The organism is Streptococcus cuniculipharyngis (genome assembly GCF_007859195.1).
In the GTDB taxonomy this organism is placed as follows: Bacteria; Bacillota; Bacilli; order Lactobacillales; family Streptococcaceae; genus Streptococcus; species Streptococcus cuniculipharyngis.
The window spans coordinates 31,195-52,507 of record NZ_VOHL01000002.1; the positions used below are offsets into that span (position 1 = coordinate 31,195).

Genomic DNA, 21,313 nt, shown 5'->3' on the forward strand with positions numbered 1-21,313 from the left:
TCAGAAAACCTGACTAATTTCTCACTTATTAATTTGATACGGTATGAAAATCTAGGGTTTCACCAATTTCCGCTAAACGGGCTGCCCATTCTTCATGGGTCAATCCATGCTCAACAACATAGCGGTTTCTTTCGTGAGCACGGCATTCTGCAGAACAACCACGAACATACTTATGCTCGTTTTCTTCTGATGAGAAGATTTGGCGATTGCAGAATGGATTTGCACAATTAACGTAACGGTCACATGGGCTAGCATCGTACCAGTCTTTACCAATCACTGTTGGGTCAACATGGTTAACATCAACGGCAATACGGTCATCAAAGACGTACATCTTCCCTTCCCAAAGTTCGCCGCGGACTTCTGGGTCCTTACCGTAGGTCGCAATTCCTCCGTGTAATTGGCCAACGTCTTTATAGCCTTCACGGACCATCCAGCCTGAGAATTTCTCACAACGGACACCACCAGTACAGTAAACCACTACACGTTTGTCCATGAATTTTTCCTTGTTATCACGCACCCATTGTGGTAATTCGCGGAAATTACGGATATCTGGACGAATGGCTCCACGGAAGTGACCTAGGTCATATTCATAATCGTTACGCGTATCCAAAACAACCGTATTTTCATCAAGTAGGGCTTCCTTGAATTGTTTTGGAGACAGATACTCCCCTGTTGTTTCGAGTGGGTTAATATCTGCATCGAAATCATTGTCTTCTAAACCAAGATGGACGATTTCTTTTTTATAACGAACAAACATCTTGCGAAAGGCTTGTTGGTCTTCTTCGTCAATTTTGAACCAAAGGTCAGCAAAACGTTCATCGCTATGCACCCAGTCCATGTATTTCTGCGTTGTTTCATAATCACCAGACACGGTACCATTGATACCTTCGTCGGCAATCAAGATACGGCCTTTGAGACCGATTGATTTACAAAAGGCCAAATGTTCTGCTGCGTATTCTTGAGCATTTTCAATTGGCACGTATTTGTAATAGAGCAAGACTCTAATTTTCTCTGACATGCTTATCTCCTTTAATCTTTGCAATAGATTGATAGCTCAACCACCTTTATTTTACTATCTTTTTGGTAAAATTGCAAAGCATTCCCCTATTTTTTATCATTTATTCAAGTAAGACCTTTCTTGTCTGTTTTTGGGTCATTTATGGTAGAATGAAACCATCAGCTAGAAAGGATACCCTATGACCTACGAATTTAGTCTAGAATATGGCACCTATCCTGTTAAGGAAATCTTGCAGGACCCACTGATGGTGTCTAACTATGAGATTCCTCAATTTTTGGAAGAAAATACAAGCCTGCGTCAAAAGCTTGAAGAGATGAATGACCTCTTTCACGAGCTTTTTATGACTCTAGAATGCCAATCCCACTACATTGGTCATGAATTTCCCGATAAGATTGCCCAGATTCGTCACCTTTATGAGGAAAGTAGCCAAGAACTGGTCTCTAGCTACCCTGAGTTAGCGTTTAAAATTGAGCATTTCTTACTCTAACAGACTGAGGTCCCTGCCTTAGATTGGAAGAAAAGTCCATTTTTTCTTCCGCTTAAACAAATCAAAAACCTAGAACATTGCTATTTTCGACATTCTAAAAGCTTGGAAAAATCCAAGCTTTTTATAATATCTGCTCCTTAACAAAACGAGCATAAATTTCATGAGTTTTTAAAAATTCCTGATGGATTCCACTGCCCGTGATACGATGATTTTCCAAAAGGAGCTCCTTTCAGCACCAAGAACAGTTGATAAGTGATGGACAAGTTAAGAGCAGTCACCAATTCGTCGTCATTGACTTACCTAATCCAGCTGGACCAACTAAAGCCGTCTGCTAAGATTGGAGCCTTTTGAGGATAGACAAAGCTAGTATAACGAATGAAAAGATGACCTTCTTGGGTCACTCCTTGCCCTTTTTGAACTTCTATAGACGCTTTCAAGAGGGGCTACAAAAGACCTGTCGCTTCCTTTAACTTGGCATCATCAGCCATCACTAAGTTTACACACGAGAAATCACTAACTCTTGTCCACCCAATAAAATCAGGTATTTATCAACACGATCTATCTGATAAGAACGTGATAAGGCCTGGGCATAAAGCGCCATTTGAGCACGATAACGATTGACAAGGACTTGGCTATCTTTGAATCGATCAGTCTTGTAATCAAAGAGGACAATTCTATCTGCCAAAACCACATAACCATCCAAAATTCCACGAATAATATATTTTTCACGGCTGATGGGATCTTTTTGCAACATGGAAAAAGGAGCCTCCCTTTGGACCTGGTCATGATGTTCCTGCAGTAATTTTCCTAAATCTGTTTGGAAAAATTGATAGAGTTTCTCCAAATCCAGTCGATCTTTAACCTTTTTCTCTGCTTGTACCGCTTGCAAGGCCTCCTGCAAATCAGTCTTTTCCACTCGGTCAGACAAGACCAAGCGTTGCATTAATTCATGGGTCGCACTTCCTAAGGCTGTCTGCGACACCTTACTTTGTCGACTAAAGGTTGGCAGGTCAAAATTAAGGGGGAGATCTGGTTTCTCAATCAAATCAACACCCTCTTGATCACTAACTGGCTTGTAAAACTCCTTCATTTGGCTAGGGGTGCGGACACTAGGAAGGTCAATACTAGCTGCAAATTGATGATTATAGTTAAGGGCACATTCCATATCAGCTAGGGCTTGCTTAAAGACTTGGTTTGGGCTTTGGCTAACCACCTCTGCCACATCCAAATCAAGCAATTCAACCTGACCAATCTGTTCAGGAGTCAGGTCGTCTATCCCCAAGAAACTCTCTGTCAAGTTAAAACCTTCCTTGGGAAAAGTTGCTAAAAGCCCCAAAATCCAATCCTGAAAACTGGTCATTCCTCGTCTGACCTTGGCAGTCAAGTAGCCTTCAGCAGTGGTTGCCAAGGCCTCCATGCTCGAAAATTTTTCCTGACTTTCCTTGCCCACTAAATAGAGTTTTTTTCTAGCCCTAGTCATGGCAACATAGAGCAGGCGCAAGCGCTCAGACAAGTCTGCCACTTGATTATCCTCCTTAATCTGCTGAAAAGCCACCGTCTCTATGCGAACAGGAAGGCTTGGTAAAAAGGTCTCAACTTCCGCTTTCAAATCAGCCAAATAACGGATTCCCAAGCCCCACTCCCGACTCAAGGCATAATACTGACGTTCCTCTTGCTTATTAAACTGTTGGAACAGATTGAGGATAAAGACGTAATCAAATTCCAAGCCCTTACTTTTATGAATGGTCATCAAATTGACAGCCTGAGTTGAAACTAATAAATCAACATTGGCCAGGTCATGGGCATTGGCTAAAATTTTATCAATCATCTGGATAAATCGGGTCAAGCCCTTAAAGCCCCCTTCTTCATAACCATAGGCTCTTTCTGCCAGTGCATAAAGATTGGCTTGGGCTTGAGCGCCATTGGGCTGACCTCCGACATAGTCATAATAATACTTGTCTTGATAGATTTGCCAAATTAAATGGTAGAGGCTACTCAGCTTTGCTTGTTGTCGCCAACGACGCAGGGTCTGGTCAAAAGCCTGAATTTTTTCCACCAACTCCTCCGTCAATAAGTTGAGAGCCTGTCCTTCTTGGCTAAGACTTAACTGCAATTTTTCATAAAATTTTATCGGCTCTTCCGATTGCAAAGCGATACGAGCCAGGTCATCTTCATTAAATGCAAACATGGGTGACCGTAACAGGGCAATCAAGGCATAATCATTCAGAGGATTATTGACCACTCGTAAGGTATCCAACATGACCATGACTTCAACTGACTGAAGATAATTTTTGGCCATTTCATCAACTACAACAGGAATACCATAACTTTCCAAGGTCCTCATAATGGTGTCGTTATAACGACGAGAAGGAACAAGGAGACTAATCTGGTCAAAGCTTACCTTTTCCTCACGATACAGGCGAATAATTTCCTTAGCTACCACATCAATTTCTCCGATATCGAGCTGACCAGCCGAGGCAGCTTGTTCTTGACTGTCATCATAAAGCAGGAGCTGGCTTTGATACTTGGCCTCCGAGCACAGTTGTTGCTGACTACCTGCTAAAAGTTGATGCCCCTGGTCATAGCGGACATCGCCAAGAGAGTCATCCATCAACCGTCTGAAAACAGCATTGGTTGTCGCTAACACTGTGGACTGACTTCGGAAATTTTCCTTGAGTAAAATCAATTGCCCTTGGTCAGGATGGGCTCGAAAACGCTCAAATTGGTCCTTAAAAATCTGTGGGTCTGATTGACGAAAACGATAGATAGATTGTTTAATATCCCCTACCATAAAGCGATTATGACCATTGGATAAGAGCTCTAGCAGTTGCTCCTGTAGGTGGTTATTGTCTTGATATTCGTCCACCATCACCTCTTGGTACTTGTCTTGAAACTGTTGACGAACTTGGGGATAATCCTCCAAAATACTGATGGCAAAATGAGAAATATCAGTAAATTCAAAAGCATTTTCTTGAATTTTCGCAGCTAAAAATTGAGCTGAAAAATCTTTCATGAAAGCCTGAAGCAAAACCAAAATAGGTCTTGCCTGCTCCTGATAGGTAACGATCACGTCCAAATGTCTAAACTGGTCCAAATACTGGTGAAGCTCCTGAAAAATCGGATAGCTGATTCCCTTAACCGTAATGGTTTTAGTGGCAGGTAAGGCTTGCGTCAAGCTCTTGGCTAATTGAGCCAAATCGCGTTCAAGTCCTTGTTCCCAATTCAACTTAGCCTGGACTAGGGTAGCTATTTGTTCCTTTTTTTTCTTGTAGTCTGCCTTGGGCTTACCAGCCTTGGTCAGAACGTCATAGTCTGGTGAATCAATGACATCCTGCAAGGCAGCAGCCGTTGTTGCTAAACACTCCAAAAACTCTGTCACCAACTGATCTGGGAAATTCTCCCGCTTGAGAAAATGATCGTACCCCTTTAAAAAAGTTTCCTCTAACCACAGCTGGGGATGGGCCATGCTTTGACTAAACCTGTAAACATCATAGACCAGCTCCTGAAAAGGGCGACTATCCTTAGCCTTCCCGATAAAATTTCGAACCAATTGGCGGAACAAGTGACCTGAACTTCCTGTCATATAAGAGTTAAAAAGGTCATGAAAAACGTCGTCTTGCAACAATTTGAGCTGGCTTTGTTCCTGGATAATTCGAAAATTAGGGGAAATTCCTAGTAAATAGGCATACTGGCTGACCAATTTATGGGTAAAAGCATCCATGGTGCCAATATCGGCCAAGGGTAACTGTTGAATTTGCTGTGACAGGTGATGACGTTCTTGATCCGTCCTTGGTTGGGTAAGGGCTTGATTAATCTTTTTTTCCAAGCGCTCTTTCAGCTCACCCGCCGCCTTGACTGTAAAGGTTGAGATGAATAGTTGGTCAATGTGGTAACCCCGTTCAATCATATCAAAGATACGCTCAATCATCACAAAGGTCTTGCCCGATCCCGCTGAAGCCGACACCAGAATATGGCTACCATGACTATAAATCGCCTGAATTTGCTCAGCGGTACGTTTTTGTGGCACATCAGACCTTGCTTCTTGTTCTTGAAGCAACCGAATATCTTCTGCTGTCAAAAAAGGCTTAATTTCCATCATTTTCCTCCATCAACCCCAATAAGAGTTCTCGTTGTTTTTTCCCTGTTTCGTTAAACTTCTCAAATGCTCTCGCATAGGACATGTGACGGTCAGCTGAAAAACGGGTAATGCTTTTTAACTGATTGCCACTGACCGTTCGCCCATCTCGAGTATAAGGATTTATCAAAAAATGCCCTGTCATAATCTGCCGATAGGCTGTTTCAAATAAGTGCTGATTATGGGCCAAGAGTCGAGACAGTTCTTCCTGGCTATAAGTATTGGATACAAAACCTTTCTTAAGCTGATAAAACCCATTGGCCAAATACTCTTTTCTATCTTCTGAAAACACTCCCTTGTAAGTCAAGGTTTTCTGTGCCTTCTCAGCCAGCTGATCAAGGTTTTTCAACTCTTTTAAAGTCAATTGGGGCTCAGTCAATTGTAGGTACATGGCTCCAAACAAGGGCTGATTCAGCTGTTTTAGAACTTGCAAATAAGTGACCAGCTGGGAATCTAGTCCATGATAAAAATCAATCAGTTGAAATGCCTTATCTCCTGATTTGTAGTCAACAATCCCTTGACTACCATCAACTAAAGTATCCAGTCGATCAATCAAACCTCCCACCTTAAGCTTGGGAGTTAGCCAAAAATCAAAAGGAACTTCCTGACCAGCTACGCTGACCGCCTGATTTCTTGCCAAGGCACTAACCACACTACCAGCAATCGTCTCCAAAATCGTTTGTGAAAATTGATCTTCCTGGGATTGCTGATATGATAAGCCCAAATGCTTATCTTGTCGTGTTTTTTCCAGGGCCAAAGTCAACTTAGCCTCAGTTGTTAATGGTGATTGATCCGCCATAAAGTTCTCTAAAATTTTATGGAGGTAGCTACCATGTCGACGTGCATCTGGATGAATACTCGTTTGCTCCTGTAACCTTAAAACATAACGTAAAAAATAGAGGTATTGATTATTATAAAACGTCGTCAACGCTGAAACAGATAATTGACACTTCTGCTCAGCAAAGCGTAAAGATAGGACCTCTGCTGAAAGCGGACTAGTTATCGGCAGGTCAAGCACCTCTGTTTGGAGTTGATGAGCGGCCAATTGCTGTCGCAAAACTACCAAGGCTTGAGTCCAAAAGGATTGTCCCTCCTCCACTTGCTGGCTGATTTGAAGATGATTCACTGCCAGTAGTCGGGCCAAAACTTCCTTGTAATGACTGATCTTAGACTCAGGAGCCCCCTGCTCTTTTAGACCAAATCCTTCTAAAAGAGCAAGATAAGGTGAGCGATTCTCCCCTTCCCCTGGTCCTGAATAGCTCAAAATGAGTTGAACATCGGCACTATTAAAGAGTGAGAGGGCTAGGTAGAGATTGCGCTGGCTATTTTCCCGACTAGGAATCTCCAAGCGACCAGTCTGTTCAACCTTTTGATTGATGAGTTGACGTTCCTCGTCGGTTAGTAGACTCTTATTTTGATGAAGCAGGGGAAAAACATCCCGCGTCAGTCCAATGGCAAAAATCAGTTGATTGTGGTGTGGCATGACCAGATCATAGGATTGAACCTTGACAACATTGACCCGGGCTGGAAGCGTGCGATAGGTCCCCGCCAACATCCCACTACGCAATATCGCTAGAAAATCCCTTACCGCTAGCTTATCCTCGCCAAAAATCAGGTGACATTCTTCCAGCAAGGCCACAAAATTGGCCCAAACTTGTTGATGATTTTCGCGTTCCTCCAAAGATAAAAACTGAGTCAAAAGCTGCATATTTTCTGGCAAACCAGTCTCTGCCAAAAAGCTATTGAATTTTTTCAAGAGGCTTTGCGCTTTTTGTGGGCGACTATTCAAAAACCGATCTAGCGGACCGATTAAGGCCTCCCGTAACTGATTGAGCAGGGGCAAGTCATACTGCCCTTGACCCCCGTTAACAGAAAATTCCCTGATGAATTGCTGACGTCCTTTAATATCAGCATATAGCAAATACTGTTCAAATTGATCAATCGCTGCTTGCTCAAAATGGCCATAAAGACCTGACTTTAATAGGTTCAAAACATCTTCAGCTCGGTAATGATAACGCTTGATTCGCTCCAGAGAATCTATCAGATTGACAAGGGGGTGATCTTTCATGGACTGACTACTAGCCACATAATGAGGAATATCAAACTGCTTAAACAGCAGCTCAATAGCTAGTTGATCTCTTGATAAATCTCCCACAAGAACCGTAATATCCTTGTATTGATAGTCAGTCTCTTGAACTAGCTGGCGAATTTTCTTGGCCATGGCTTCAATTTCTTCCTTAACCGTTGGCCAGCGCCAAATTTGTACAGAGGGATCATCAGCAGCCAAGGGAGACAAAGAGGCATTAGAAAAACTAGTTACTTGTTCAAACAACTGTGTTAGTTGTTCAAAACTTGTTCCTAATGATTGACTGGCAAGATAGCTAGCCTTGGTCTGGTACCTAGCTCTTAAGTTGGTTAAAAACGCTACGCTAGCCTGATAAACATGACCCTCTAGATAGTTTGTTCGATAGGCGGTTTGACTGGCATAAGTTCCGATAACCACCTCATGACAAGCTGCTTCTAATAAATCCACTAGCTGCTCTTCTTCAGCTGAAAAACGAGTAAAACCATCAATAATAACAACAACCTGACTCAAATCAAGCCGACCAGCCTTAATTTCCTGACTTAGAAAAGAAAGAGAGGATTGAACTGCGCAATTCTTGTCTGTCATCAAGCTCTCCACCGCTTGAAAAATCAACTGTAAATCAGCTGCCTTTGCAGGCTCTAAATAGGACAAATCAGCGATGGTCAGATTAGCAGTTTGTAGTTCCTGGTAAAGGTCAACCAGTTGCTGAATGAAACCACTATCTTCCTTAACCCGACGATAAAGTTGCAAATCCTGCTCGGACAAGTCCAGTAAAACCTTATAGAAAATCATGGTCAGGCCGACATCGTCCAAATATTGTTTGGGATTAACACTAGTTAAGGTCAAATAGCGTGCCATCTGGCCGAAACGCGTAACTGTTATCCTAAACGAAGCCTCTTGAGGCAAGGCCTGCAAGACCTGTCTTTCTTTTTCAAAAGATAGGGAGTTGGGGGCAATGTAAAATACCCGCTTCCCAGTCTCTGCAAAGCTCCTTGCTTCCTCAACCAGAGCAGGGCTGATGTCCTGCCACATATCCGTGTAAAGTAATTTCATTGGACTTTCCTCAATCTCTACTTGTTAGTATTCATTATAACAAAAAGGAGGAGATTTTTTACCTCTCATCCTCTCTTGTTTTTATGGTGATGCTAATACCTATCGTATCGTTCAACAGTTTTTTAACCCGACAATGTTGCTCAATATAGGCAGTTAAAGCTCTCTTATGTTCCTCCTTCAAGGGCTGGGAACAGGTGAGTAAAAGGATAAATTGCTCAGCCTCGTAGGAACTAGTCACCTCAATTGGAACATTGTCCTGCTCATGATATCTGGCAAAATAGCCTTGGGCACACATGGTGACACAAGAAGCCAGAGCAACATTGACCAAACTCATAGGCGTTTCACCTGCTGCGGTGTTACCAAATAAGTCAAGCTCTTGGCCATATCCCCTAGCCTTGGCTCGATATAAGCCCTGACCAATAATACTGGTTTGGTACATTAGGGATCTACCTCCTAAAATCAATCCGCTGACCTAATTTTTCAATCACTAGGGAACCGACCAACAAGGACAACAATTCTCCCAAGCCAGTTGTTAACCAAGTCCAGAAAAAGGGAGCTTTAGCAATAATGGCCAGTTCAGCAGCTACCGTCACCATGGACAAGGCAAAAAAGATTGAAAAATAGAAAAATGCCTTGTTAAGCTGGCCCTTGAAAAGATAGTCTTTCTGGTAGCCTTTAAAAAGCTTGACCCCCAGACTAACAAAAATCAGAGTAGACAAACCTCCCACGACCACATCAATCAGGCCAAAACTATAAAAATTGGCAATCATGCAGCCCAAGGTCACCGCAAGAATATATTTGGGGTGATAAAAAGCTAAGAAATTCAACATCTCCGACAAACGGAACTGATAGGGCCCATAACTAATCGCATTAAAAGGGGGTAAAACGGTAAAGACAATGTAGATGGCAGCCACCAGGGCCACTTGAACATAGTCACGACTGGTTAATGATTTCATTTAGTTCTCCTTTAGTGGCAAGTCCACGTTTAATATGCTTGGCGAAAGGATAGAAGCACCAAGGGTTGCTCAGCAACGTGATTATTATAGCACAAATTTCAAAAATATGATAGAGTAGGGGTATGAAAAAATTACTAAATCATCAAGCTGTCAAGTACCTCATCTTTGGCCTCTTAACCACCTTAGTCTATCTCTTAGCTCGAGAACTCCTTTTTTACATCATCCAGCAGGCCACTTTAGCTGCCATCATAGCCAATATCATCGCTATTCTCTTTGCCTTTATGACCAATGACCGCCTAGTCTTTAACCAATCCTCTGAAGGCTGGCCTAAGCGCCTAGTCAAATTTATCGGAGCCCGTCTTAGCACCTTACTACTTGATTTGCTCCTCGTCATTTTATTAGTGGAACGTTTTCCGCAAATCATTGGCCAATTTGTTCACAATGATCCCATTTGGATTAACCGAATTGAAACCTGGCTAGCTCAAGCACTCATCATTCTAGCCAATTATTTCCTCAGTAAAGTCTTTGTCTTTAACAATACCAAATCCTAAAACGACCCACTATAAACCAACCCTCTCCTCAGATTTGAGGAGAGGGTTAATCTTATCCGTAAAAACAGGCTACTAACATAAAATTCCACTAACGCATGGTGACAAATTCTTCTGCCCCTGTTGGATGAATGGCGACGGTCTGGTCAAAATCAGCCTTGGTCGCCCCCATTTTGATGGCAACCGCAAAGCCCTGAATCATCTCATCAACCCCATAGCCAATCCCATGCAGCCCCACAACACGCTCATCCGGCCCCTGACAAATCAATTTCATCAAGCAGGGCTGACGATGGTCTGTTACCGCCGTGTACATTGAGGTAAAGCGAGAGCGATAAACCTTGATCGTGCCCTTGCCGTAACGAGCAAGCGCAGCTTCTTCCGATAGGCCTACTGAACCAATGGCAGGATGACTGAAAATCACTGTTGGCACATTGGTATAGTCTAATTTTTCATCAGGTTTATGGTTAAACAAACGCTCTGACAAACGACGACCGGCCGCCACAGCCACTGGTGTCAATTCTAATTTTCCAGTGACATCACCCAAGGCATAAATTCCTGGCACAGACGTATTTTCATACTCATCCGACCAAATATAACCTTGCTCCGTCAAACGGACACCCGTCTTATCCAAGTCAAAACCAGTGACATTGGGGCGACGACCAATCGCCCAAATGACAGCATCAACGTTTTGACGGCGACCGTCTGCTAGAACAAGCGTCAGGCTGCCATCCGTCTCCTTGATGACTTCTTGGGGAATGGCCTGCGTATGCAGGTTGGGGCCGTCTTGGGCCATCAAGTCAAGCAAATGCTGGACAATCTCCCCGTCAAACTGACGTAAGGGACGGTCCTGTCTGACAAAGAGATGGGTTTGACTACCCAAAGCATGCAGAACCCCGGCCACTTCCACCGCAATGTAGCCTGCCCCGACAACTGCCACACGTTGAGGGATTTGGTCCAGTTCAAAGAAACCATCTGAGGTCATGCCATAGTCAGCCCCCGGAAGATCGGGAATGTGGGCATGGCCACCAGTCGCAATCAAAATATGGGGGGCCTGATAGACCTGACCGGCTACTTTCACCCGTTGCTGGTCCAAGAAACGAGCATAGCCTTGTATATAGGTCACCCCATTATGGTCCAAACCTCGCTCATAGGCCTGATGAATACGGTCAATGTAGGCCTGACGATTAGCCTTTAAGGTCGCAAAAGAAAAATCCTTGACCGCTGTGGCAAAACCATAAGCCGGAGCATAATGATTGAGGGTATCCGCCACCTGGGCGCCATACCACATGACTTTTTTAGGCACACAACCAAGGTTGACACAGGTGCCACCAAGGTCCTTGGCTTCAATTAAAAGCACTTTAGCCCCATACATGGCGGCACGATTGGCAGAGGCAATACCCCCACTACCTGCTCCAATCACAATATAGTCATAACTTGTTTCCATTGTCATTCTCCTTTTTTCTCATAGGCCTACTTTATCATAAAAGCTAGGCTCTGACAAAAATCCAACACGCCAACTGAGCAAAAAAGCCACCCAAAGGTAGCTAAGAGTAGTCCTTAAAAGAAAGGAAGTAGGGTGGCAACTAGGGCTACTAAAATAGCTGGTAAGAGATTAGCCACCTTAATCATCGGGCCCCAGATAAGATTGACCCCCACACAAAAAATCAAGATGGACCCCACCAAAGAAAGATTAGCTAACATAGTCGCTGTCACAAAGGGAGCAATCAAGGTTGCCAAAAAGGTAAGGCTTCCTTGAAAGAGCAGGACAGGGACTGCTGCAAAGATGGCACCTCTGCCCTTTGACACGGTCAAAATCAAAACAACGATGGCGTCTAAAACTGCCTTGGCCAACAAGGTCGACGAATCCCCCAACATCCCATCTTGAAGCGAACCTACCACCGCCATGGCGCCAATACAAATGGTTAAAGAAGTGGTGACAAAAGCATCAACAAATTGCCCATCACCCTGACTTTTGCTCACTCTTTTTAACCATTGGCCAAAATGTTCAAAGCCTTGCTCAATGTTCAAGACTTCACCAATCAAGGCCCCCAGGGCCAAACTCAGAATGATTAACATGCCTGCTTGACTGACCAGCTTGCCATCTTGCAAAACCAAAATGCCTTCTAAGGCACCCGCAATCCCCAAAAAGAGAACCGCTACCCCTGTTGCCTTCATCACCGTATCTTGCACCCGTTCAGGCAGGTGATTGCCCAAAATCAGTCCCAGACCACCACCAAGGAGCACACCAAAGACATTGGCCAAAGTGCCTAATCCAATCATAAACCTCTCCCCTATATCTTAAGTTAGCCCTTATTATATCACGCTGGATAGGACTTGTCTAGACAAGAAAAAGAGACCATCCCTAGGGATAATCTCCTTAACCATTACTTGACTAAATCGTGCAAGGGTTTAAAGATAATGCGCTCAATATCGGTCATATAAACAGACAGACGTTGCTGTGCATCAAAATATTCTTTCAGAATCGGGTTGCCCTCAATCTTTTGCCCAATCGCCTGCATGCTATCTTGGTCCTCTTGTGACGGCATTTGACCTGACTGAAGCAAACCTTGAATACGTTCTTGGACAGCCGTAAATTCTTCCCAAAGGGCCTTGGCCGCATTATCCTGGGCAATTTTTTCCTTGGCTACCGCCACATCTTGATACTCAGGAAGAGCACGAATCCCACGCTCTAAATCATTGGCTAAATCATAAATATTAACAGTCATTGTTTTCTCCTTTTTCTATAATCATTAATTGACTTGAATAGTAAACACTTTTAGGTAGTTGCTCGTTGGATCAGCTAGATTGACCGTAAAATCATCTGGTAACTGTCTGGTCTCCAAATAAGTATGTGCAAGCCCACCCATTCCTTTTTCCACCTCTTGCTTAAATTGTTCCACAGAAAGGTTACTGGCATTGGTTGAGGTAATTAGGATTCCTGCTGGATTGAGCAAAGGCAAGGCCGCTGAGACCAATTTATGATAATCCTTAGCCACTGAAAAAGTTTGCTTTTTATTTCGGGCAAAACTCGGCGGATCCAAAACAATCAGGTCAAAACGAAGACCTTTACGTATCGCATAACGGAAATACTCAAAAACATCCATGACCAAGAACTGGTGATGATTAAGAGTCAAACCATTGGCCAAAAAATGAGCTTGTGACAAATCGCGTGACCGCTTGGCCAAATCAACCGAGACCGTCCTACTAGCCCCACCCATGGCTGCTGCCACTGAAAAAGCTGCCGTGTAGGAAAACATATTCAAGAGGGATTTTCCAGTTGCTAGGCCATCCACCAGGCTAGCCCTGACCTCATGCTGGTCTAAGAAAATACCTGTCATCAAGCCATCGTTCAAGAAAACCTGATACCGCACGCCATTTTCTAAAATTGAAAAGGTTTCCGGCGCCTCCTGGCCATAAAGATGAGCCGATTCATAGGCTAAACCACAAAAACGAATCTTCTCATATCCCCCTCTGATATCTGGAAAAACAACCTTAAAGGCCGCAACAATAAGAGAACGTAGGTCATAGACAAATTCATTGTACCAAGAAAAAAGGGCATAGTCACCATAACGATCAATGGTCAATCCACCAAAAGCATCACCATCTTGATTAAAGAGGCGATAAGCAGTCGTCAGCTGAGACCCTTCATAAGCCTGTCTCTTTCTTTTGGCTGTTCTAAACAGACCTTCAAAATAAGCCTGATCCAAGTTAAGGTCATTTGGGGATAAAAACCAGCCCACACCCTTATTCTGGGGGGCCAAGTAGGCCAGTCCCTGCCTGCGGTGATTGGCATCATATAGCTCAGCCAAGCCCTGGCCACTAGGAGTTGATACAAAATCTTTTTCCACCAACAATTGAACCCCTCGTGCCAGTTTCTTCCGGGCCTGTTCTGTTATCCGTAACTTTTTCATAGCCCTATTGTATCACAATCCCTGCTTGCAAACAACCATAAACACAGGCAGTCAGGCACAAATGAACGGTCAATCCAAGAATTACAAAAGTAAATGTGGTATAATTTAAAGTGAGATTTTACATTTAGGAAATTCTAACGAGGAAGTGTTCTTGTGAAAAAACTAATTCAGTCACTCTTTAAAATCATGAGTACCCGCCTAGGTTTTACTCTAACACTCTTAGGCTTTTACTGGCTCAAAAGCATGTGGGCCTACCATGTCGATTTTAGTTTGGGCTTGGAAACCCCCTACCAACTCTTACTAACCCTAATCAACCCAATTCCCGTCAGCCTTCTTTTTCTCGGCTTAGCCCTCTATACCAAGAGAACTCGGGTCTTCTATGTACTTGAAATTTTTCTCTATTTGGTACTCAACCTTATCTTGGTTGCCAACGCCATCTATTTTAGAGAATTTTCCGATTTTATCACCATTACCACAGCTATGGCAAGCTCCAAGGTTTCTGCTGGTCTCGGGAGCTCCGCGATCAATCTATTACGCCCTTGGGATATTGTTTATCTCCTAGATGCGATCATACTGACCTATCTCTTTAGAAAAAAACTCATTACGAAAGACCCCCGCCCCTTCCCCAAGCAGGCAAGTATCGCTGTGACTTCTTTGTCCTTTTTACTCTTTTCTATCAATCTCTTCCTAGCTGAGATTGACCGTCCCGAATTGCTCTCTCGTGGCTTTTCAAATACCTATGTGGTCAGAGCTCTAGGCCTACCTGCTTTTATCGGCTATGACGGCAATCAAACCTACCAAACACAAAAGGTACGCTCAGAAGCTAAGCCAGAAGAAATCAATACCGTCAAGGACTATGTTGCCCAGCACTATGCCCAGCCCAATCCTGATTACTACGGCATTGCTAAAGGGAAGAATGTTATCATGATTCATCTGGAGAGTTTCCAGCAATTTCTGATAAACTACAAACTCAAGGTGGATGATAAGGAATACGAAGTCACCCCCTTTATCAATTCCCTTTATAATTCAAATCAAACCTTTTCTTTCGCCAATTTCTTCCACCAAGTTAAGGCCGGTAAAACTTCCGATTCAGAGACGCTGATGGAAACCTCTCTGTTCGGCCTCAATCAAGGCTCATTCTTTGTTCAATATGGTGGCGACAACACCCAACAGGCTGCGCCGCTTATCCTCTCCCAGGTCGGTGGTTACACCAGTGCTGTTTTCCACGGCAATAATGGAACCTTCTGGAACCGCAACAATGTTTACAAGCAACTAGGTTACAATTATTTCTTTGACCAATCCTACATGTCAAAACCGACTAAGACCAATTCCTTCCAGTATGGGTTAAATGACAAAGTCATGTTTGCTGATTCCATCAAATACTTGGAACGCCTACAACAACCCTTCTACACCAAGTTTATCACTGTATCCAACCACTACCCTTACCAAAATCTAACTGGTGATGACAAGGGCTTCCCTTTGGCCAAAACAGAAGATGAAACCATCAACGGCTACTTTGCCACTGCTAATTATCTTGATTCAGCCCTGGAAGCCTTCTTTAATTATCTCAAGGCTAGTGGCCTTTACGAAAACTCCATTATTGTCATGTACGGGGACCACTACGGGATTTCCAATTCGCGTAATCCTGATTTGGCTCAGCTGTTGGATAAAAATTCAGAAACCTGGACCAACTATGACAATGCCATGCTACAACGTGTGCCTTACATGATTCACATTCCTGGCATGGATAAAGGATTTGTCAGCACTACTTTCGGTGGTGAAGTTGATGCTCTGCCAACCCTCCTACACGTTCTCGGCATTGACTCTAGCAAATACATCCAACTCGGCCAAGACCTATTGTCACCAGATAATCAACAAATCGTGGCTTTCCGAACTTCAGGTAATGTCATTACACCGGACTACACCAGCTATGCTGGCAAGCTCTATAAGACCGATACCGGAGAGGAAATTACCAATCCTGATGAATCAACTGTTACCGCTGTCAATCTGATCAAAGAAGCAGCCAAGAAACAATTGGCCATTAGTGATGATATCCAGACTGGAGACCTCCTCAGATTCTATCAAGATAGCGGACTTGACCCCTTAGATTCTTCCAAGATTTCCTATATCAAATCTCTAGAGGACTTGAAAAAAATTGAGAAGGGGCTAGGCAGTAAGTCAACCAGTCTTTACAGTCAAAATGGTAATAAAACTACCCAATCACTCTACCAAGCACCCAGCTACCGTGACCTTGAAGCTTCTGCCTCTAGCGCAGCGGCAGCAGCCTCAAGTCAAGCTGTAACCACTGATAATGCTGACCCTAGCCAAGACCAAGAACTGTCACAGACTGAAACCAGCAGTGACACGACAAACACTCCACAATAAAAAACTGGACAGCCAGAGGGCTATCCAGTTTTTTGATCTACTTATTCTGCAATCAGCGTTTCCAAACCAACCGTCATCATATCTGTAAAGGTTGTTTGACGCTCCTCTGCGGTTGTATCTTCTGATGGATCCAAAAGATTATCTGAAATGGTCATCAAGGCTAGCGTTTGAACATTATGTTTAGCACCAAGATAATAGAGAGCTGCCGCTTCCATTTCCACCGCCTTAACACCCATGGTTCCTAGCTTGAGATTTTTCTCACCTAGATCAGAATAGAACAAGTCAGCTGACAAGACGCTGCCCACATGGGTGGTCATGCCTAAATCCTTAGCAATATGGTAGGCCTTATCCAACAAGTCAAAATCAGCAATTTGTGGAAAATCATATTCTGGCCAGTCATTGCGAATAATCGCTGACGTGGTTGCCGCCGCCTGAGCCAAGACCAACTCACGCACGTGAACATCCTTGTTGAGAGACCCTGCTGTTCCCACACGAATTAACTTTTTCACACCATAAGACGTGATTAACTCATTAGCATAGATGGAAATAGACGGCATTCCCATACCCGTCCCCATCACGCTAACACGGTGACCTTTATAGGTTCCCGTATAGCCTAGCATTCCACGAATTTCATTAAAGCAAACAGGGTTTTCTAAAAAATTTTCTGCAATAAATTTTGCTCGCAAGGGATCGCCCGGCAACAAAATTTTATCTGCAATCTCGCCCATCTGGGCACCAATATGAATTGACATGATTATCTCCTTAATTTTTTGTCATAATAGCTGTAACAAGCGTCGCTAGCCCGACGGAAAGAGCCAAAGGCAGGAGCGACAAGTAAGATTGACCGGTAAAGGTCATGGTCAGAAAAATAGCAGTTAAAGGCGTTCCCATAGACACTGACAAAAAGGTACCCGCCCCAATCACGCTAGCCATAGGCAGGGATAAATCGGGCAAAAATCCCACTAGACCAGTCGCCAAAAGTAAACCCAAGAGAGCCCCTAAAGCAAAACCTGGCGTCAAGGTTCCCCCATAAGCTCCACTCTTTAAGGCCAATAAGACAACCAAGGTTTTTATCACCAGCAAGGCTAAGGCATAGGACCAGGAAAGGCCAAGAAAGGCTGCTTGGACTGCATCACGACCATTGCCTAAAATCTCAGGTAGCCCCAATGCCAAGAGGGCCACTAGGACCATACTAGTCGTCAACCAGAGAAAAATCTTGCCATCCTTGACACGACTAGCTTGAACTCGCTGGACCCCTTGCTTAAACCAAAGGGCTAGAGGAGGGAGCAAGAGCCCTAATAAGACCGCTATTACCCAAGTCTCCTTGGCCCAATCCAGTTGAGTCACTTGATAGGTGGGCTTGGCTGCAATGCCAAGATTGGCAACCCAAGTCGCCGTTGTAATCATGATAAGCCCTAGACTCAGACTTCGCCAGTTTTTGGGAGCCTTCATCCCCTCAAAGAGAAAAAACATACTGGCAATAGGCGTTTGGTAAACTGCCGACAAGCCTGCCGCCGCTGCTGCTGCTAGTAATACTTCTTGATCACGCCTTGACAAGCGGGCTCGCGATAGCTTACCCGCAAGTAGGGCCGCCAATTCCCGTGGAGCTACTTCCTTGCCGACAGGCACTCCCATCCCCACAGCTAAAATCTGGGTCAAACCATGGCCAAGATGTTGCCAAAAACGAGGATAAGTCCCCCTAGATAGACCAGCAATTTGTCCCTTAATGCTCAGTAAAGGGGCTTTCTTTTGCAGGAAATACCAACAAACAGCCACCAAAGGCCCTGCTAAAATCAGCACAAGAGCCCGCCGCAAGGGAGAAATTTGCTTAGCTAAAATGAGAAATTGCCCGTCGGTATAGCCATAAACCAACTCTTGAATAAGTTTCAGCAAATCATGCAGACCAATGGCTACCAAGCCTGTCAAGACCCCACTAACAAGCGTTATCCCTAAGAGCCGCCAGCCATAAGTTTTTGTCGTCAAAGCCTACAGCTCCGCCAAAATTGCCTTGAGCAAGCGTTTGAAATCTCCCTTGATTTGTTGAGTGACTTCAACCACTTCTTCATGGTTCAATTCAGATTGGAAACCGGCCGCAAAATTGGTAATGGCAGAAATTCCCAAGACTTTCAAACCAGAATGAGCGGCTACGATAACTTCTGGCACGGTTGACATGCCAACTGCATGGGCTCCCATGCCCTTATAAGCCAAGATTTCTGCTGGGGTTTCATAGCAAGGTCCAGTCACACCCAAATAAACCCCTGTATCCAGCTTAATTCCCAAGTCTTCCGCCACACGGTGGGCAACTTGACGATATTGGGCAGTATAGGCATCTGACATATCTGGGAAGCGTGGCCCAAACTCATCAAGATTTTCCCCAATGAGAGGATTTTGCCCGGTCATGTTGATATGGTCACTAATGGCCATCAGGGTCCCTGGACCATAGCCAATCCCACCAGCCGCATTGGTCACCAAAACACCTGTACAACCAAGTGCTTTCATGACACGGACAGGGAAGGTTACCACTTCCATGGGATTGCCTTCATAGAAGTGGAAACGCCCTTGAAGGGCTAAGACCTTACGTCCCGCCAAGTCACCATAAACTAGCTTCCCTGCATGGCCAACAACCGTTGATTGACCCCAGTTCGGAATGTCAGCATAGTCCATGACAATGGCATTTTCCACCTCGTCAGCCAATTCGCCCAAGCCAGACCCTAAAATCAAGCCAAATTCTGGGGCATCCATGCCCTTAGCTTTTAAAAAATCAGCAGTTTCCTTAATTTTTCTTAGTAATGACATCATTTTCTCCTTTTGTGATTTGATTAAAGCAAGTGATCCAAGAAACTTTCCCCAATCATGGCAGTGTCAACACCAAAGTTGTCTGCCACAGTGGCTGAAATATCAGCAAAATGGCCTACCGGCAAGACACCATTCCCCTTAAATGATGGGCTGTAAGCCAAGAGTGGCACATATTCACGCGTATGGTCTGTTCCTGCATAAGTTGGGTCGTTACCATGGTCAGCCGTGATCAGTAGCAAATCATTTTCCTGCATATTAGCCATCAACTCTGGCAGGCGAGCGTCAAATTCCTGAATACAGTCACGGTAGCCTTCCACATCACGACGGTGACCATAAACGGCATCAAAGTCAACCAAGTTGGTAAATGAGAAGCCTTTGTCAAAATCTGGCAAATTCATGGTTTCAATCAAGACATCCACGCCATGGCTATTGGACTTGGTGTGGCCCATATCATTAGTAATGCCAGAAGCGTTGAAAATATCACTAATTTTACCAACTGAATAAGTTGGCACACCTGCGTCAGCCAACTTATTCAATACCGTTGGCTCAAATGGGGAAACAGCGTAGTCATGACGATTGGCTGTACGAGTGAAATTGCCTGGACTTCCAACATAAGGGCGGGCAATAATACGGCCCAAAAGGGTCGGCCGTTCCAAGGTAATCGAACGGGCATATTCACAAATACGGTATAACTCCTCCAAAGGAATAACCTCTTCATGAGCAGCAATTTGTAGCACGGGGTCTGCTGACGTATAAACAATCAGCTCACCCGTTTCCATCTGACGAGGACCAAAATCATCAATAACAGCCGTTCCAGAATAAGGTTTATTGGCCTCACGAATAATCTTACGGCCTGAAAATTCTTCAATTTTCAACAAAATATCTTCTGGAAAACCATCCCAAAAGGTGTCAAAAGGCTCGGTAATATTCAGCCCCATGATTTCCCAGTGGCCAGTCATGGTATCCTTGCCCAAGGAAACTTCTTCCAACTTGGTCACATAACCACTTGGATTTTCCTCAGTTGGGACCGTTGCCAAGGCCTGGTCACGTGGAATATTCCCCAAACCAATCTTAGCCAGGTTAGGAACTGTCAAACCTGCTACCTCAGAAATATGTCCTAGCGTATCTGACTCAGTATCTGGGGTGCCCGCATTGAAAAACTTGTCCGCATCTGGGGCTGCTCCAATTCCCACTGAATCCAAGACCACCAAATGAATCCGATTAAATCTTGTCATAAAAACTCCTTTTTAATGTTTTGCTTCTAAAATCCTTAGGCCATCTTGACCTGCGACAATCACTCGGTTAACCATACCATTAAACAAACCATGCTCAACCACACCAACAGTGCGATCCAGTTGGTCACCTAGGGCGACAGGATCTGGAATCTGCCCCAAGTCTAAGTCAATGATAAAATTCTGCATATCGGTTACATAGCGACCAGCCTCGCCTTGACGGAAACTTGGCTTGTAACCAGCCCGTTCAAAACGACGGAAGAGCTGCTCAGCTCCATATTGAACCACTTCCACAGGTAGTTTAAAGGCTCCCAAGGTCTCTACCAACTTACTCTCATCAACCACCCAGATGTAATCCTTGGTCGGGGTGGCAACGATTTTTTCCATCAAGAGGGCTGCTCCCCCACCCTTGATCCCATTAAAGTTTCTGTCAACCTCGTCGGCACCATCAACCGTTACATCGACAAAATCCACTTGATCAATCGACTTGAGGGGAATTCCCAAACGTTTTGCCTGCTCACTGGTTCGACTAGAGGTTGTTACCCCAACGATAGATAGGCCTTCTTCCTGAACGCGGCGGCCTAATTCCTCAACGAAATAGTAGGCTGTTGAACCTGTTCCTAGTCCGACAATCATGCCATCGCTCACATACTCAGCGGCCTTGATGCCCGCTATTTTTTTAAGCGCTTCCATTATGTCCTGTCCT

At 44.3% G+C, this 21,313-nt stretch carries 17 protein-coding genes and 1 riboswitch; of the genes, 3 read left to right on the forward strand and 14 right to left on the reverse strand.

Annotated features, from left to right (window positions below; all coding sequences use genetic code 11):
* Positions 1-28: 28 nt before the first annotated feature.
* Positions 29-1,018 (reverse strand): oxygen-dependent tRNA uridine(34) hydroxylase TrhO, encoded by a 990-nt coding sequence (gene trhO / locus FRX57_RS03610; protein WP_146566789.1) that lies wholly within the window; start codon positions 1,016-1,018, stop codon positions 29-31.
* A 178-nt stretch (positions 1,019-1,196) separates the two neighbouring features.
* Between trhO and FRX57_RS03615 the strand changes: the two genes are divergently transcribed.
* Positions 1,197-1,505 carry a hypothetical protein gene (locus FRX57_RS03615; RefSeq protein WP_146566791.1) on the forward strand — a complete coding sequence of 103 codons (309 nt, stop codon included), beginning with the start codon at positions 1,197-1,199 and terminating at the stop codon, positions 1,503-1,505.
* Between the two features lie 496 nt (positions 1,506-2,001).
* On the opposite strand, the gene addA is transcribed toward FRX57_RS03615, so the two are convergent.
* The 4 genes from addA to FRX57_RS03640 form a co-directional block, all read right to left on the reverse strand.
* Positions 2,002-5,601 carry a helicase-exonuclease AddAB subunit AddA gene (gene addA, locus FRX57_RS03625; RefSeq protein WP_146567255.1) on the reverse strand — a complete coding sequence of 1,200 codons (3,600 nt, stop codon included), beginning with the start codon at positions 5,599-5,601 and terminating at the stop codon, positions 2,002-2,004.
* A complete protein-coding gene (rexB, locus tag FRX57_RS03630) occupies positions 5,591-8,779 on the reverse strand; it encodes an ATP-dependent nuclease subunit B (RefSeq protein WP_146566795.1) in 3,189 nt (1,062 codons plus the stop codon). Before rexB ends, addA begins: the two co-directional genes overlap by 11 nt.
* Before the next feature lie 58 nt (positions 8,780-8,837).
* Entirely contained in the window at positions 8,838-9,218 is a 381-nt protein-coding gene (locus FRX57_RS03635) for an OsmC family protein (protein ID WP_146566797.1), read from the reverse strand.
* A gap of 7 nt (positions 9,219-9,225) precedes the next feature.
* A complete protein-coding gene (locus FRX57_RS03640) occupies positions 9,226-9,735 on the reverse strand; it encodes a QueT transporter family protein (RefSeq protein WP_146566799.1) in 510 nt (169 codons plus the stop codon).
* Positions 9,733-9,829: riboswitch (PreQ1 riboswitch) on the reverse strand. Its footprint overlaps the gene before it by 3 nt.
* 28 nt (positions 9,830-9,857) lie before the next feature.
* Here FRX57_RS03640 and FRX57_RS03645 point away from each other — a divergent pair.
* Entirely contained in the window at positions 9,858-10,286 is a 429-nt protein-coding gene (locus FRX57_RS03645) for a GtrA family protein (RefSeq protein ID WP_146566801.1), read from the forward strand.
* Between the two features lie 88 nt (positions 10,287-10,374).
* Here the strand turns inward: FRX57_RS03645 and gorA are convergent, their stop codons facing one another.
* From gorA to FRX57_RS03665, 4 genes are all read right to left on the reverse strand, one after another.
* Positions 10,375-11,727 carry a glutathione-disulfide reductase gene (gene gorA / locus FRX57_RS03650; RefSeq protein ID WP_146566803.1) on the reverse strand — a complete coding sequence of 451 codons (1,353 nt, stop codon included), beginning with the start codon at positions 11,725-11,727 and terminating at the stop codon, positions 10,375-10,377.
* 113 nt (positions 11,728-11,840) lie between these two features.
* Positions 11,841-12,563: a DUF554 domain-containing protein gene (locus tag FRX57_RS03655; protein WP_146566805.1), complete on the reverse strand. Its 723-nt coding sequence runs from the start codon at positions 12,561-12,563 to the stop codon at positions 11,841-11,843.
* A 104-nt stretch (positions 12,564-12,667) separates the two neighbouring features.
* Positions 12,668-13,009: a YlbF/YmcA family competence regulator gene (locus FRX57_RS03660; RefSeq protein WP_146566807.1), complete on the reverse strand. Its 342-nt coding sequence runs from the start codon at positions 13,007-13,009 to the stop codon at positions 12,668-12,670.
* Between the two features lie 24 nt (positions 13,010-13,033).
* Positions 13,034-14,194 carry a class I SAM-dependent rRNA methyltransferase gene (locus tag FRX57_RS03665; protein WP_146566809.1) on the reverse strand — a complete coding sequence of 387 codons (1,161 nt, stop codon included), beginning with the start codon at positions 14,192-14,194 and terminating at the stop codon, positions 13,034-13,036.
* A 186-nt stretch (positions 14,195-14,380) separates the two neighbouring features.
* Between FRX57_RS03665 and FRX57_RS03670 the strand changes: the two genes are divergently transcribed.
* On the forward strand, positions 14,381-16,579 hold the full coding sequence (locus tag FRX57_RS03670; protein ID WP_186600829.1) for an LTA synthase family protein: 2,199 nt from the start codon (positions 14,381-14,383) through the stop codon (positions 16,577-16,579).
* 41 nt (positions 16,580-16,620) lie between these two features.
* Here FRX57_RS03670 and deoD read toward each other — a convergent pair whose 3' ends face one another.
* Genes deoD through rpiA form a run of 5 tightly spaced genes read right to left on the reverse strand, consistent with a single transcriptional unit; the run spans position 16,621 to position 21,300 of the window.
* Positions 16,621-17,331: a purine-nucleoside phosphorylase gene (gene deoD / locus FRX57_RS03675; RefSeq protein ID WP_146566813.1), complete on the reverse strand. Its 711-nt coding sequence runs from the start codon at positions 17,329-17,331 to the stop codon at positions 16,621-16,623.
* Positions 17,332-17,341: 10 nt separating this feature from the next.
* A complete protein-coding gene (locus FRX57_RS03680; RefSeq protein WP_146566815.1) occupies positions 17,342-18,562 on the reverse strand; it encodes a chloride channel protein in 1,221 nt (406 codons plus the stop codon).
* A gap of 3 nt (positions 18,563-18,565) precedes the next feature.
* Complete coding sequence (locus tag FRX57_RS03685) at positions 18,566-19,375, reverse strand: purine-nucleoside phosphorylase (RefSeq protein WP_146566817.1); 810 nt, start codon at positions 19,373-19,375, stop codon at positions 18,566-18,568.
* A 23-nt stretch (positions 19,376-19,398) separates the two neighbouring features.
* A complete protein-coding gene (locus tag FRX57_RS03690) occupies positions 19,399-20,610 on the reverse strand; it encodes a phosphopentomutase (protein WP_146566819.1) in 1,212 nt (403 codons plus the stop codon).
* A 12-nt stretch (positions 20,611-20,622) separates the two neighbouring features.
* Positions 20,623-21,300: a ribose-5-phosphate isomerase RpiA gene (rpiA, locus tag FRX57_RS03695; protein ID WP_146566821.1), complete on the reverse strand. Its 678-nt coding sequence runs from the start codon at positions 21,298-21,300 to the stop codon at positions 20,623-20,625.
* Positions 21,301-21,313: the final 13 nt, after the last annotated feature.